Source organism: Pseudovibrio sp. JE062 (genome assembly GCF_000156235.1).
Lineage (GTDB): Bacteria > Pseudomonadota > Alphaproteobacteria > Rhizobiales > Stappiaceae > Pseudovibrio.
This window is the reverse complement of the sequence record NZ_DS996805.1, coordinates 360,576-373,206: the sequence shown is the minus strand read 5'-3', so window position 1 is coordinate 373,206 and position 12,631 is coordinate 360,576. Positions and strand designations below refer to the sequence as shown.

Below are 12,631 nucleotides of genomic sequence, written 5' to 3'. Positions count from 1 at the left end.
AAGAACACGCTGATAAACTCAATGTCCTGTCAGACGTGTGGCTTTGTCACTTCAAAAGCCAGCAACACGTGCTTTGCACGTCGTCAGGAAAAGAAAACATCACCGGCTGTCACCAGCCGCTCGCCGCCATGATCCATTTTCACGATCAGTCGGCCCATTTGGTCGATATCTATAAAGACACCGGAAAATTCTTCATTGCTCAGGCGAACGCGGATTGGTTTCCCACGCCCCACGGCGCGCCGCAACCATGCAGATCTGATCTCCTCAAACCCACTGGCCGCTTTCCACGTTTCCAGCCATCGTGCGAAGCTTTGCGCAAGTGCATCAAACACCTGGCTCGGGTCGCACATGTACCCCATGCTGCGCAAATCCGTAACAGCATAATCACCAAGATCCGGGTGATGAGACACGTTGACGCCAAAACCGCACACAAGGCACAGCTCACCATTAGGCCCACTTTCGCTCTCAAGCAAGATGCCAGAGACCTTTTGTCCGTCAATGAGCACATCGTTGGGCCACTTCAGCTGCGCCAGATTATGCGCACCGGTTGCCCGCTCAATGGCTTCACCAAGCGCAAGAGCCGCCACAAATGGCAGTTGAACAATCTTCTCATTCTGAACATCCACACGCAGCAGAACAGAAGCAAATAGATTGCCAGATTCAGAAGTCCACTCACGTCCCCGGCGCCCTCGTCCAGTCACCTGAATATCGGAGCGCACCCATAGGTTACCGGGATGTCCGTCCCGCGCTTTTTGCAGGCCGTAGGTGTTGGTGGAACCGATTTGATCGTAGTGCTCAAAACAAAAGCCCGGTGCTGAGCGCACCGGGCCTTCGTCTTTTAATTGTCCAAGGTCCATCATCGATGCACTAGAACAGAACGCCAGCTGCGTTGGCAGCAGCATTCATGATTGGCTCTGGCATGATGAAGAACAGTCCGACAACCGCACTGGAAAGACCCAGCACAATTTTCATTTCACCGGACATTGGCAGGAACTCGCCAGTCGCATCATCAAAGAACATAACCTTGATCACGCGCAGGTAATAGTAAGCAGCCACAACGCTGGTCACCAGACCGATCACGACCAGTGGAGCAAGACCTGCGTCCATCGCTGCGATGAACACGTAGAACTTACCGAAGAAGCCGATGAGCGGAGGCAGACCAGTCAGAGAGAACATGATCACAGCCAGCAGCACAGCCATTGGCAGGTTGGTCTTGGAAAGGCCAGCCAGATCAGAAATCTCTTCAACCATGCCTTCCTTACGGCGCATGGACAGGATGCAGGCAAACGCACCCAGTGTCATCGCAAGGTAAGCGGTCATGAAGACGATCAGACCATGTACACCAGCCTCGGTACCAGCTGCCAGACCTACCAGCGCGTACCCCATGTTACCGATGGAAGAGTAAGCCATCAGACGTTTGATGTTCTTCTGGCCAATCGCAGCGAACGCACCAAGCGCCATGGAGGCAATCGCGATGAACACAACGATCTGCTGCCAGTCAGTGGTCACGTCACCCAGAGCTTCGATCAGCACGCGGATCAGCATACCAAACGCAGCGATCTTAGGTGCTGCCGCGAAGAAGGCAGTCACTGGAGTTGGCGCACCCTCGTAAACGTCCGGGGTCCACATGTGGAATGGAACCGCGGAGATCTTGAAGGCAATACCTGCCAGCATAAACACGATACCGAACACCAGACCCAGAGACGCGCGCTCTTCAGTCAGAGCAGCCGCGATACCTGCAAAGTCAGTGTGACCGGTAAAGCCGTAGATGAAGGACATACCGTAAAGCAGCATACCGGAAGACAACGCGCCAAGGACGAAGTACTTCAGGCCAGCCTCTGTGGAACGCACAGAGTCACGGTTGATCGAAGCGACCACGTAAAGCGCCAGAGACTGCAGCTCAACACCCAGATACATGGAGATCAGGTCGTTGGCAGAAAGCATCAGCATCATACCAACGGTCGCGATCACGATGAGGATCGGGTACTCGAAGCGGTCAAAGTTCTGAGAACGGGCATACGCAACGGACATTGCAATGGCAAAGCCGGAACCGATCAGCACCAGCACTTTCATGTACTGGGAGAAAGCGTCCTGAATGAAAGCGCCATTGAAAGTGGTGCCGTAATGCGGGCTCACCAGCAGGATCAGACCTGCAACAGTGAGCAACGCAACGCAGATACCCGTTACCAGCGGAGTAGATTTCTCTCCACCAAATGCACCAACCATCAGCAGGACCATGGCACCGAGAACCAGAAGGATCTCAGGCATCACCGGCATCAGATCAGGAATTGCTAGAAGCTCAGCATTCATGAGTGCACAGCTCCCCTGTTAATGGCTGACAGCTGCAGCAGCGTGAGTGGCAATGCCACCTGCTTCTAGTGCAGCGTTGTAGTTTTCGATAAGGGCACCAACGGACGCGGACGTCACATCCAGCAGCGCTGCCGGATAAAACCCGAAGAAGATCGTCAGAATGATCAGCGGAGCCAGGATCAGCTTCTCACGGCCAGTCAGGTCCAACATGGACTTGAGGCTTTCCTTCTCCAGCGCACCAAAGACGACGCGGCGGTAGAGGAACAGAGCGTAAGCAGCAGACAGGATCACGCCGGTTGCAGCAAAGAACGCAACCCAAGTGTTCACCTGGAACACACCGATCATGGTCAGGAACTCACCCACAAAGCCGGCAGTGCCTGGCAGACCAACGTTCGCCATGGTGAAGATCATGAAGGCAACAGCATAACGCGGCATGTTGTTCACAAGGCCACCGTAAGCGGTGATCTGACGAGTATGCATGCGATCGTAGATCACACCAACACACAGGAACAGTGCACCGGAGATCAGACCGTGCGCCAGCATCATGAAGATCGCGCCTTCAATACCCTGCGCGTTTGCAGAGAAGATACCCATGGTCACGAAGCCCATGTGAGCAACGGATGAGTAAGCGATCAGCTTCTTGATGTCTTCTTGAGCCAGCGCCACCAAAGAGGTGTAGATGATCGCCACAATGGAAAGTGTGAAGATCAGTGGCGCGAACATGTCACTCGCGATCGGGAACATTGGCAGGGAGAAGCGCAGGAAGCCGTAACCACCCATTTTCAGGAGGATCGCCGCCAGAACAACAGAACCAGCAGTCGGCGCTTCCACGTGCGCATCCGGCAACCATGTGTGAACCGGCCACATTGGCATCTTCACAGCAAAGCTTGCGAAGAATGCCAGCCACAGCCAGGTCTGCATCTGTGCAGGGAAATCGCTCTTATCAAGCAGTTCCACGATGTCCAGCGTACCAGCCTGCCAGTACATAGCCATGATAGCGGCCAGCATCAGCACGGAGCCGAGCAAGGTGTACAGGAAGAACTTGTAGCTTGCGTACACGCGGCGTGGACCACCCCAGACACCGATGATCAGGAACATCGGAATGAGGCCAGCCTCAAAGAATACGTAGAACAGAACCAGATCCAGCGCACAGAACACACCGATCATCAGTGTTTCCAGCACCAGGAAGGCGATCATGTATTCTTTCACGCGGTCCTGAACGCTTTCCCAGCTTGCCAGAATACAAAGTGGCATCAGGAAAGTGGTCAGGATGACGAACAGCATGGAGATGCCGTCCACACCCATGTGGTAGGTGAAGGTATCACCGAACCAGTCGTACTTCTCAACCATCTGGAAGCCTGGGTTCTCATTGGTGAACCCGCCCCAGATAAACAGGGAGACGATGAATGTGAAGGTCGTTGTAATCAGCGCAACACGCCGAATGTTTGTCTTCGCATCTGGATCATCACCCCGCACCAGTAGGATGAACAGAACACCTACCAGCGGGAGAAATGTTGTGATGGAAAGGATGGACCAGTCGTTCATTAATGAACTCCCCCACCGGAGAACATGGCCAGGGTGACGAAGAAGGCAACCCCGATCAACATGGCGAATGCGTAGTGATAGATGTAGCCAGACTGCAGGCGAACAACCCAACCGGTAACCTGTTGAACGCGTGAGGCAACACCGTCAGGACCAAGTCCGTCGATAACTGTGCCATCACCACGCTTCCACAGGAAGCGGCCAAGTGCCATAGCAGGCTTCACAAACAGGAAGTCATAAAGCTCATCGAAGTACCACTTGTTCAGGAGGAACTTGTAAAGTGGCTGATGACGCTCTGCCAGAGCCTTCGGCATGTCTGGTTTTGCGATGTAGAATACGTAAGCGATGATGAAGCCGGCGATCATTGCGAAGGTCGGAGACCAAGCAACCAGCCAATGCACGTGGTGCATTTCTTCAATCACAGCAAGCTCACTGTTGGTACCGCCAAAGACGTCCTTCCAGAAGTGCGCATAGTCATGACCCATGAACGCTTCTTTGAAGGCCATACCAGCAAACAGTGCACCGATGGACAGAAGGATCAATGGAACCAGCATGACCCATGGGCTCTCGTGGATGTGTTTCATCACATCAACAGAAGCACGTGGTTTGCCATGGAAGGTCATGAACACAAGACGCCAGCTGTAGAAGCTTGTCAGCAGTGCAGCTAGAACCGTCGCCCAATAAGCGTAACTTGCAAAGGCATTATGACCAACATAAGCAGCTTCGATGATCGCATCTTTGGAAACGAAGCCTGCTGTACCAGCGAGGCCTGGAATACCGAAACCTGTCAGCGCCAGCGTACCAATCATCATGGTCCAGTAGGTCCATGGGATGTGCTTGCGCAGGCCGCCCATCTTACGCATGTCCTGCTCGTCGGAAACCGCATGGATAACGGAACCAGCACAAAGGAACAGAAGCGCTTTAAAGAAGGCGTGTGTGAACAGGTGGAAGATACCAACACCGAACGCGCCCACACCCAGAGCAACAAACATGTAACCCAACTGGGAACAGGTGGAGTATGCAATCACGCGCTTGATGTCGTTCTGCACACAGCCAATGGTCGCTGCAAAGAAGGCGGTGGTCGCACCGAAGAAGGTCACAACAGTCATCGCAGTTGGTGCCAGTTCAAAGATCGGCGCAAGACGCGCAACCATGAACACACCAGCTGTCACCATGGTCGCTGCGTGGATCAGCGCGGAAACAGGCGTTGGGCCTTCCATCGCATCCGGCAACCAGGTGTGAAGCAGGAACTGAGCTGATTTACCCATGGCACCCATGAACAGCAGCAGACAAACAACTGTCAGCGCTGGTTCAGCCATCAACTCATAACCCAGGAAGTTCAGCACAGGCTCTTTGTTCTCAAGAAGAGATGGGCCACTTGCGAAAATCGAGGTGAAGTCGATGGAGCCATACAGGTAGAAGACACCGAAGATACCCAGAGCGAAACCAAAGTCACCCACACGGTTGACGATGAACGCTTTCATCGCAGCCGCGTTAGCAGATGGTTTCTGGTACCAGAAGCCGATCAGCAGGTAAGATGCCAGACCAACGCCTTCCCAACCAAAGAACATCTGCAGCAGGTCATCAGCAGTGACCAGTGTCAGCATCGCAAAGGTGAAGAGCGAAAGGTAAGCGAAGAACCGCGGACGATGCGGATCGTGGTGCATGTACCCGATAGAGTAAATGTGAACCAGACAGGACACAGAGTTCACAACCACCAGCATCACTGCGGTGAGTGTATCCACGCGGATTGTCCAGTTAACCGACAGATCCCCAGAGGTGATCCAGCGGAAAATGGTAATAAGCTGCGTGCTTTCTGAACCAAGCCCGTATTGAAAAAACACCACCCATGACAGAAGGGCTGCGACAATCATGAAGCCGCTGGTGATGTACTCGCTGGCTTTGACCCCAAGCCGATTGCCGAATAGCCCGACAATCAGGAAGCCAAGCAACGGCAGAAAAACGATTGCTGAAAACATCCGCCCCTCAGCCTTTCATCATATTGATGTCTTCCACGGCGATAGAGCCGCGGTTACGGAAGTAAACAACCAGAATAGCAAGACCAATGGCCGCCTCTGCTGCTGCAACGGTAAGAACCAGGAGCGCAAAGATCTGACCAACCATGTCCTGCATGAAGTAGGAAAATGCCACCAGGTTGATGTTAACTGCGAGCAGTAAGAGCTCGATAGACATCAGGATGACGATGACGTTCTTCCGGTTGAGGAAGATGCCAAAGATCCCGATGGTGAATAGGATCGCTGCGACCCCGAGATAATGCGCTAAGCCAATTTCCATGGGCGCCTCTCAGTGCTCCCCGTGTTCTATTCAAACTCCGGAGAAGGAACCTTCAGATGAAGGTCTTTTCTCCGGTACGAATTAATGGTGAAGACCCGTCAAAGACGGCTCTTACAAACCCTTGCCACTTTCAACCTTGACCACTTCAATCGCGGTCTCTGGACGACGGGCAACCTGCTCAGAGATATTCTGACGGCGTACGCCCGGCTTGTGACGAAGGGTCAAGACGATCGCACCGATCATTGCCACCAGCAGCACCAGACCAGCAACCTGGAACCAGTAAATGTAGCGGGTGTAAAGCAATTCACCGATAGCGGCGATATTCTGTGTCTGCTCAACAGGAGGTGTTGGGGCAGACCCCTCACCCAGCATGCCAGGAGCGATGTACCAGCCACTGACAACCATCAGCAGTTCAACCAGCAAGATCACACCAATCAGCGCGCCGATTGGCAGATACTGCAAGAACCCCTGACGCATCTCAGCAAAGTCAACATCCAGCATCATGACCACGAACAGGAACAGCACCATGACCGCACCCACGTAGACAACAACCAGAAGCATCGCCAGATACTCGGCACCAATCAGCACAAACAACCCGGCTGCATTAAAGAAGCACAGGATGAGGAACAGCACTGAGTGAACCGGATTGCGAGATGCAATCACCATGAAGGCAGAGGCCACCGCAAGTGCAGCAAACAGATAGAAAAACAGGGCCTGCAAAACCATTTTTAGGTTGCCTTTGTCCTATTGTCTCGCCCGGTCAGTGCTAAGCCCCAACCGGACACAACCTACTCCCCCGCCTTAGCGGTACGGAGCATCCAATTCGATATTGCGAGCGATCTCACGCTCCCAACGCTCCCCATTCGCAAGCAGCTTGTCCTTATCGTAGAACAGCTCTTCTCGCGTCTCGGTCGCAAATTCAAAGTTCGGGCCTTCCACGATCGCATCAACCGGACACGCTTCCTGACAGAACCCACAGTAAATGCACTTGGTCATGTCAATGTCGTAGCGGGTGGTACGGCGAGTACCGTCGTTACGACGCGGTCCAGCTTCAATCGTAATGGCCTGCGCAGGGCAGATCGCCTCACAAAGCTTACAAGCAATGCAGCGCTCTTCTCCGTTCGGATACCGGCGCAACGCGTGTTCACCGCGAAAACGCGGACTTACCGGCCCCTTCTCAAAGGGATAGTTGATTGTCGGCTTCGGCTTGAAGAAGTAACGCATGGCAAGAAAAAACGCCGATACGAACTCCTTCAAAAGCAACGACTTTGCGGCCTGTCCCAGTCCCATAGCCTTTACAGCCCTTTCTTGATCGAACATGCCAGGGGGCATGGAAGATCGATTACAATCCAAGAGAACCTGCGAACACTTCAAGGAAGTCATACAAGGTTCTCGTTACCCTTTCCTCTCGAATTAAGGAGCAATGCTAGCTCCGGCGAGATATCCGATAATCGGGATCCCGATTATCGTCAGGGTAAAAATGACTTTGCGGATCGTTGGTTCCGCCAGCTCAACCCAGCCTTTTTCGGTTGGGTTGCGCTCTCTTCCTTTGTTGATGGCTGCCTCCATAAATCCAAGAAGGAGACGGTAGTTCAGCCATCCAAGGTAAATTCCCATCACACCGCCGATCAAACCGGCGATGGAAATCATGCTCCAAATCCGCCGACCGGTGGAGTCCAGCCCATGAACATCAGCACGAACGCTACGATGAACACCATTGCCAGAGACAGCGGCAGGAAGACTTTCCAACCCAGACGCATCAGCTGGTCATAGCGGTAACGAGGTACCATTGCTTTCGCCATGGAGATGAAGAAGAACACCAGCAGACATTTCAGCAGGAACCAGACGATGCCAGGAACCCATGTGAATGGAGCGATGTCCAGCGGAGGCAGCCAGCCACCCATGAACAGGATGGTCATCAGACCACACATCAGGGAGATCGCCACGTACTCACCCAACATGAACATCATGTAAGGGGTAGAGCCATACTCAACCATGAAACCTGCAACCAGTTCGGATTCCGCTTCCGCAAGATCGAATGGAGGACGGTTTGTTTCAGCAAGAGCAGAAACAAAGAACACCACGAACATTGGGAACAGCGGCAACCAGTACCAGTTCAGAATGGACAACCACGGAACGCCCAGCACATGAGCAAGGCCACGAGCCTGCTGTGCGTAAACGATCTCGGAAAGGTTCAGCGAACCAACGCAGAGCAGAACAGTCACAATCACGAAGCCGATAGACACTTCGTAAGAAACCATCTGTGCTGCAGAACGCAGTGCTGACAGGAACGGGTATTTGGAGTTGGAAGCCCAACCGCCGATGATCACGCCGTAAACTCCAAGGGAGCTGATCGCGAACACATAAAGAATACCCACGTTGATGTCTGCAATCACCCAGCCCTGCGCAACCGGAATAACGGCCCACGCAGCGAGAGAGAGAACCACTGTAATCAGTGGCGCAAACAAGAACAGGAACTTGTCAGATCCGGAAGGGATCATTGGCTCTTTCAAAACGAATTTCAAAAGATCCGCAAAACTCTGCAGCAAGCCCCAGGGGCCAACCACGTTAGGACCACGACGAATCTGAACAGCAGCCCAGATCTTACGGTCAGCGTATAGAATGTAAGCAACGATCAGCAGCAGCACGACCATCAGCAGCACGCTCTGGAAGAGCATGATGATCAGTGGCCAACCGTAATCCCAGAAAAAAGCTTCCATGCTCACCGTCCCCTTATTCCGCCGCCTCAGCTCGGCGCTGCATGGCAAGTGCAGAACACTCGGCCATCACCGCTGAAGCTCGGGCAATCGGGTTGGTTAGATAAAAATCACTGAATGCCTGCGCAAAACCGGCACCACTCATGTCACCACCGCGTGCAGCAAGCTTGGAAACATCCGAAGCCACACCGGTTGCAATGCAATTTACGTTCGCCAAGTGAGGAACGGCTTCAACAAGTACACCGCGCAGCTGCGCAAAGCTGTTGAAGGCAAGCGGCTTACCAAGTGCACCGGAAAGTGCACGAATGATCGCCCAGTCCTCACGCGCATCACCTGGAGGGAATGCAGCGCGGTTAGCCAGCTGTACACGGCCTTCCAGGTTCACGTAGGTACCTGGTTTCTCAGTGTAAGCAGCACCTGGCAGAATAACGTCAGCGCGGTGTGCACCGCGGTCACCGTGAGTACCGATGTAAACGACGAACGCGTCACCGAAGGAAGACATGTCCAGTTCGTCTGCACCAAGCAGGAACACAACATCAACGTCGCCTTTGGCAGCTGCATCCTGAATGCCACCAGCATCCAGACCGCCCTCACCCGGAACAAATCCGATATCCAGACCACCAACGCGGCTTGCAGCAGTGTGCAGAACGTTAAAGCCGTTCCACTCATCGCTCACAGCACCAACGCTCTCAGCCAGCTTTGCAGCAGCAGAAAGAACAGCAGCACCGTCTTCACGAGCGATTGCGCCTTCACCAACGATGATCATTGGCTTCTTCGCACCCTTCAGAACCGCTGCAAATGCATTCTTGCCAGAAGCAATGTCTGCCAGAGTGTCTGGACCAGCGCCAAGATAGTCTACATCATAGGTCAGATCTGCAGGCTGGCCGATAAAGCCAATCTTCGCACCGCCGTGACGCCAAACCTTACGGATGCGGGCATTAAGAACTGGAGCTTCAACACGCGGGTTCGCACCCACGAGAAGAATTACATCAGTGTCTTCAATACCTTCAACGGAAGAGTTAAACAGATATGTTGTGCGGCCAAGAGATGGATCAAGCTGAGCGCCATCCTGACGGCAGTCCATGTTTACAGAGCCAATGCTCTCCATGAGAGCCTTCAGCGCAAACATGTCTTCAACAGAAGCAAGGTCACCAGCGATTGCAGCAGTCTTAGCACCGCCAGCCGCTTTCACCTTCGACGCAACCGCGTTCAGAGCATCAGTCCAGCTCGCAGGAGCCAGCTTACCGTTCTGCTTCGCATATGGGCGATCCAGACGCTGCGTCTTCAGACCATCCCAGATGAAACGGGTTTTGTCAGAAATCCATTCCTCGTTCACCTCTTCGTTGAGGCGAGGCATGATGCGCATGACTTCTTTACCGCGTGTATCAACACGGATAGCAGAGCCAAGTGCGTCCATCACGTCGACGCTCTCTGTCTTCACCAATTCCCATGGACGAGCGTTAAACTCGTAAGGGCGGGAAGTCAGAGCACCAACCGGGCAAAGGTCAATCACGTTGCCCTGCAGCTCTGAGGAAAGCGCTTCTTCAAGATAAGTGGTAATCTCGGCGTCTTCACCGCGGCCAATCAGGCCCAGTTCGGAAACACCAGCAACTTCGGTCGTGAAGCGAACACAACGGGTGCAGTGAATGCAGCGTGTCATGATCGTCTTAACAAGCGGACCGATGTATTTATTTTCAACTGCGCGCTTGTTTTCAGCAAAGCGCGAACTATCTACACCGTAAGCCATGGCCTGATCCTGAAGATCACACTCACCGCCTTGGTCACAGATAGGGCAGTCCAGCGGGTGGTTGATCAGGAGAAACTCCATCACACCTTCACGCGCCTTTTTCACCATTGGAGACTTAGTAAAGATCTCTGGTGGCTGGCCTTCTGGTCCCGGACGCAGATCGCGCACGCCCATTGCGCAAGAGGCAACCGGCTTTGGCGGTCCGCCTTTAACTTCCACAAGGCACATGCGGCAGTTGCCGGCTACGGAGAGCCGGTCATGAAAACAGAACCTTGGAATTTCCGCACCGGCCTCTTCACAGGCCTGCATAACGGTATATTCCGCAGGAACTTCAATTTCTTTGCCGTCGACGACAAGCTTAGTCATGCGTTGGCATCCTCACCCTTAGCTTCCTGGGCTCGGTAAGCCTCAAGTAGCTCAGTCACTTCAATTCCATCGATGGTCATGCCCTCTAGCCGGCAGCTGTTAAGTTGAGCGCCAGCCAGATTGGCATTTTCAAGGATCAGTCCAGAAAAGTTGACTTTCTCGACTGACCAACCCGAGAGATTTGCATCATGGATAGACCAGCCCGAGAGATTTACGTCGTTGATGCGGCCACCAGACATGTTCACGTTGTTAAATCGGCATCCAGACAGGACACAATCATCAAACACGGAACCTGACAGGTCGCTTACATTTACATCGAGACGTTTTTTCTCGTTTCTGATCTTCATCCCCTACTCCGCAGCGATCTTGTCGGTCGGTGTACGGTGCTTGGCAACGTACTGGTCGATCCGGTCTTCAATCACAGGGCGGAAGTTTTTGATCAAACCCTGAATAGGCCATGCAGCCGCATCACCCAGCGCGCAGATCGTATGACCTTCCACCTGCTTGGTAACTTTGAACAGCATGTCAATTTCGTCGTAAGAGCTCTCGCCCTTGACCATCCGCTCCATCACGCGCCACATCCAGCCCGTACCTTCACGGCACGGCGTACACTGACCGCAGCTTTCGTGCTTGTAGAAGTAGGACAGACGGGCAATCGCTTTGATGATGTCGGTGGAGTTGTCCATCACGATCACGGCAGCTGTACCCAGCGAGGAGCCAACTTCGCGCAGACCGTCAAAGTCCATCTTCGCATCACGGATGTCTTCGCCCTTCACACAAGGAACAGAAGAACCACCCGGAATAACCGCCAGCAGATTGTCCCAGCCGCCTCGGATACCACCGCAGTGCTTTTCAATCAGCTCTTTGAAGGAGATACCCATCGCTTCTTCAACAGTACATGGCTTGTTCACGTGTCCGGAAACACAGAACAGTTTGGTACCAGCGTTGTTTTCACGACCAATGCCGGAGAACCATGCACCACCGCGCTTCAGAATGGTCGGCGCAACAGCAATGGATTCCACGTTGTTCACTGTGGTTGGGCAGCCATAGATACCCATGTTTGCAGGGAACGGAGGCTTCAGACGCGGCTGACCTTTTTTACCTTCAAGGCTTTCCAGCAGTGCAGTTTCCTCACCGCAGATATAAGCCCCTGCACCGTGGTGCACGTAGATATCAAAGTCGTAGCCGTTCTTGTTGTTTTTGCCGATCAGGCCAGCATCATAAGCCTGATCAATCGCAGCCTGCAGGCGTTCACGTTCACGAATGAACTCACCGCGCACGTAGATGTAAGCCGCAATAGCACCCATCGCGAAACCAGCAAGCAGACAACCCTCAACCAGATGGTGAGGATCGTGACGCATGATTTCACGGTCTTTACAGGTGCCCGGCTCGGACTCATCCGCGTTGACCACGAGGTAGGCCGGACGACCGTCGCTTTCCTTCGGCATGAAGGACCACTTCAGACCAGTTGGGAAGCCCGCACCACCACGACCACGAAGACCGGAGGTCTTCATTTCGTCGATGATCCAGTCACGACCTTTTTCAATGATTTCTTTGGTACCAGACCATGATCCGCGCTGACGTGCTCCTTCGAGACCCCAGTCATGCAGACCATAGATATTGGTGAAGATACGATCGGAATCGTTCAGCATCG

General features: G+C 53.5%; 12 protein-coding genes. All 12 read right to left on the bottom strand.

What is annotated here, in order from left to right; genetic code table 11:
* Window positions 1–83: 83 nt before the first annotated feature.
* The 12 genes from PJE062_RS01695 to nuoF all read right to left on the bottom strand — a co-directional run bounded on the left by PJE062_RS01695 (window position 84) and on the right by nuoF (window position 12,629).
* Window positions 84–902 (bottom strand): biotin--[acetyl-CoA-carboxylase] ligase, encoded by an 819-nt coding sequence (locus PJE062_RS01695; protein ID WP_208982100.1) that lies wholly within the window; start codon window positions 900–902, stop codon window positions 84–86.
* Window positions 868–2,310 (bottom strand): NADH-quinone oxidoreductase subunit NuoN, encoded by a 1,443-nt coding sequence (gene nuoN / locus PJE062_RS01690; protein ID WP_008546746.1) that lies wholly within the window; start codon window positions 2,308–2,310, stop codon window positions 868–870. Before nuoN ends, PJE062_RS01695 begins: the two co-directional genes overlap by 35 nt.
* An 18-nt stretch (window positions 2,311–2,328) precedes the next feature.
* The gene (locus PJE062_RS01685; RefSeq protein ID WP_008546553.1) at window positions 2,329–3,855 is read right to left on the bottom strand and encodes an NADH-quinone oxidoreductase subunit M; all 1,527 of its coding nucleotides are present in this window, start codon (window positions 3,853–3,855) and stop codon (window positions 2,329–2,331) included.
* Window positions 3,855–5,831 carry an NADH-quinone oxidoreductase subunit L gene (gene nuoL, locus PJE062_RS01680; protein WP_008546190.1) on the bottom strand — a complete coding sequence of 659 codons (1,977 nt, stop codon included), beginning with the start codon at window positions 5,829–5,831 and terminating at the stop codon, window positions 3,855–3,857. The genes PJE062_RS01685 and nuoL overlap by 1 nt, the downstream gene beginning before the upstream one ends.
* A 7-nt stretch (window positions 5,832–5,838) precedes the next feature.
* On the bottom strand, window positions 5,839–6,147 hold the full coding sequence (gene nuoK / locus PJE062_RS01675; RefSeq protein ID WP_008546212.1) for an NADH-quinone oxidoreductase subunit NuoK: 309 nt from the start codon (window positions 6,145–6,147) through the stop codon (window positions 5,839–5,841).
* Between the two features lie 111 nt (window positions 6,148–6,258).
* A complete protein-coding gene (locus PJE062_RS01670; protein WP_008546727.1) occupies window positions 6,259–6,873 on the bottom strand; it encodes an NADH-quinone oxidoreductase subunit J in 615 nt (204 codons plus the stop codon).
* A 75-nt stretch (window positions 6,874–6,948) separates the two neighbouring features.
* Window positions 6,949–7,437: an NADH-quinone oxidoreductase subunit NuoI gene (gene nuoI, locus PJE062_RS01665; protein WP_014285948.1), complete on the bottom strand. Its 489-nt coding sequence runs from the start codon at window positions 7,435–7,437 to the stop codon at window positions 6,949–6,951.
* A 123-nt stretch (window positions 7,438–7,560) separates the two neighbouring features.
* Complete coding sequence (locus tag PJE062_RS01660; protein WP_037035791.1) at window positions 7,561–7,797, bottom strand: hypothetical protein; 237 nt, start codon at window positions 7,795–7,797, stop codon at window positions 7,561–7,563.
* On the bottom strand, window positions 7,794–8,867 hold the full coding sequence (gene nuoH / locus PJE062_RS01655; RefSeq protein WP_008546369.1) for an NADH-quinone oxidoreductase subunit NuoH: 1,074 nt from the start codon (window positions 8,865–8,867) through the stop codon (window positions 7,794–7,796). Before nuoH ends, PJE062_RS01660 begins: the two co-directional genes overlap by 4 nt.
* Before the next feature lie 13 nt (window positions 8,868–8,880).
* The gene (gene nuoG, locus PJE062_RS01650) at window positions 8,881–10,977 is read right to left on the bottom strand and encodes an NADH-quinone oxidoreductase subunit NuoG (protein WP_008546304.1); all 2,097 of its coding nucleotides are present in this window, start codon (window positions 10,975–10,977) and stop codon (window positions 8,881–8,883) included.
* On the bottom strand, window positions 10,974–11,324 hold the full coding sequence (locus tag PJE062_RS01645; protein WP_008546530.1) for a pentapeptide repeat-containing protein: 351 nt from the start codon (window positions 11,322–11,324) through the stop codon (window positions 10,974–10,976). The genes nuoG and PJE062_RS01645 overlap by 4 nt, the downstream gene beginning before the upstream one ends.
* Window positions 11,325–11,327: 3 nt before the next feature.
* Window positions 11,328–12,629 carry an NADH-quinone oxidoreductase subunit NuoF gene (gene nuoF / locus PJE062_RS01640; protein ID WP_008546776.1) on the bottom strand — a complete coding sequence of 434 codons (1,302 nt, stop codon included), beginning with the start codon at window positions 12,627–12,629 and terminating at the stop codon, window positions 11,328–11,330.
* Window positions 12,630–12,631: the final 2 nt, after the last annotated feature.

Coding starts and splice junctions, on each gene's coding strand:
- PJE062_RS01695 (WP_208982100.1), bottom strand. CDS start 902: ATGCTGCTGCCAACGCAGCTGGCGTTCTGTTCTAGTGCATCGATGATG.
- nuoN (WP_008546746.1), bottom strand. CDS start 2,310: ATGAATGCTGAGCTTCTAGCAATTCCTGATCTGATGCCGGTGATGCCT.
- PJE062_RS01685 (WP_008546553.1), bottom strand. CDS start 3,855: ATGAACGACTGGTCCATCCTTTCCATCACAACATTTCTCCCGCTGGTA.
- nuoL (WP_008546190.1), bottom strand. CDS start 5,831: ATGTTTTCAGCAATCGTTTTTCTGCCGTTGCTTGGCTTCCTGATTGTC.
- nuoK (WP_008546212.1), bottom strand. CDS start 6,147: ATGGAAATTGGCTTAGCGCATTATCTCGGGGTCGCAGCGATCCTATTC.
- PJE062_RS01670 (WP_008546727.1), bottom strand. CDS start 6,873: ATGGTTTTGCAGGCCCTGTTTTTCTATCTGTTTGCTGCACTTGCGGTG.
- nuoI (WP_014285948.1), bottom strand. CDS start 7,437: ATGGGACTGGGACAGGCCGCAAAGTCGTTGCTTTTGAAGGAGTTCGTA.
- PJE062_RS01660 (WP_037035791.1), bottom strand. CDS start 7,797: ATGATTTCCATCGCCGGTTTGATCGGCGGTGTGATGGGAATTTACCTT.
- nuoH (WP_008546369.1), bottom strand. CDS start 8,867: ATGGAAGCTTTTTTCTGGGATTACGGTTGGCCACTGATCATCATGCTC.
- nuoG (WP_008546304.1), bottom strand. CDS start 10,977: ATGACTAAGCTTGTCGTCGACGGCAAAGAAATTGAAGTTCCTGCGGAA.
- PJE062_RS01645 (WP_008546530.1), bottom strand. CDS start 11,324: ATGAAGATCAGAAACGAGAAAAAACGTCTCGATGTAAATGTAAGCGAC.
- nuoF (WP_008546776.1), bottom strand. CDS start 12,629: ATGCTGAACGATTCCGATCGTATCTTCACCAATATCTATGGTCTGCAT.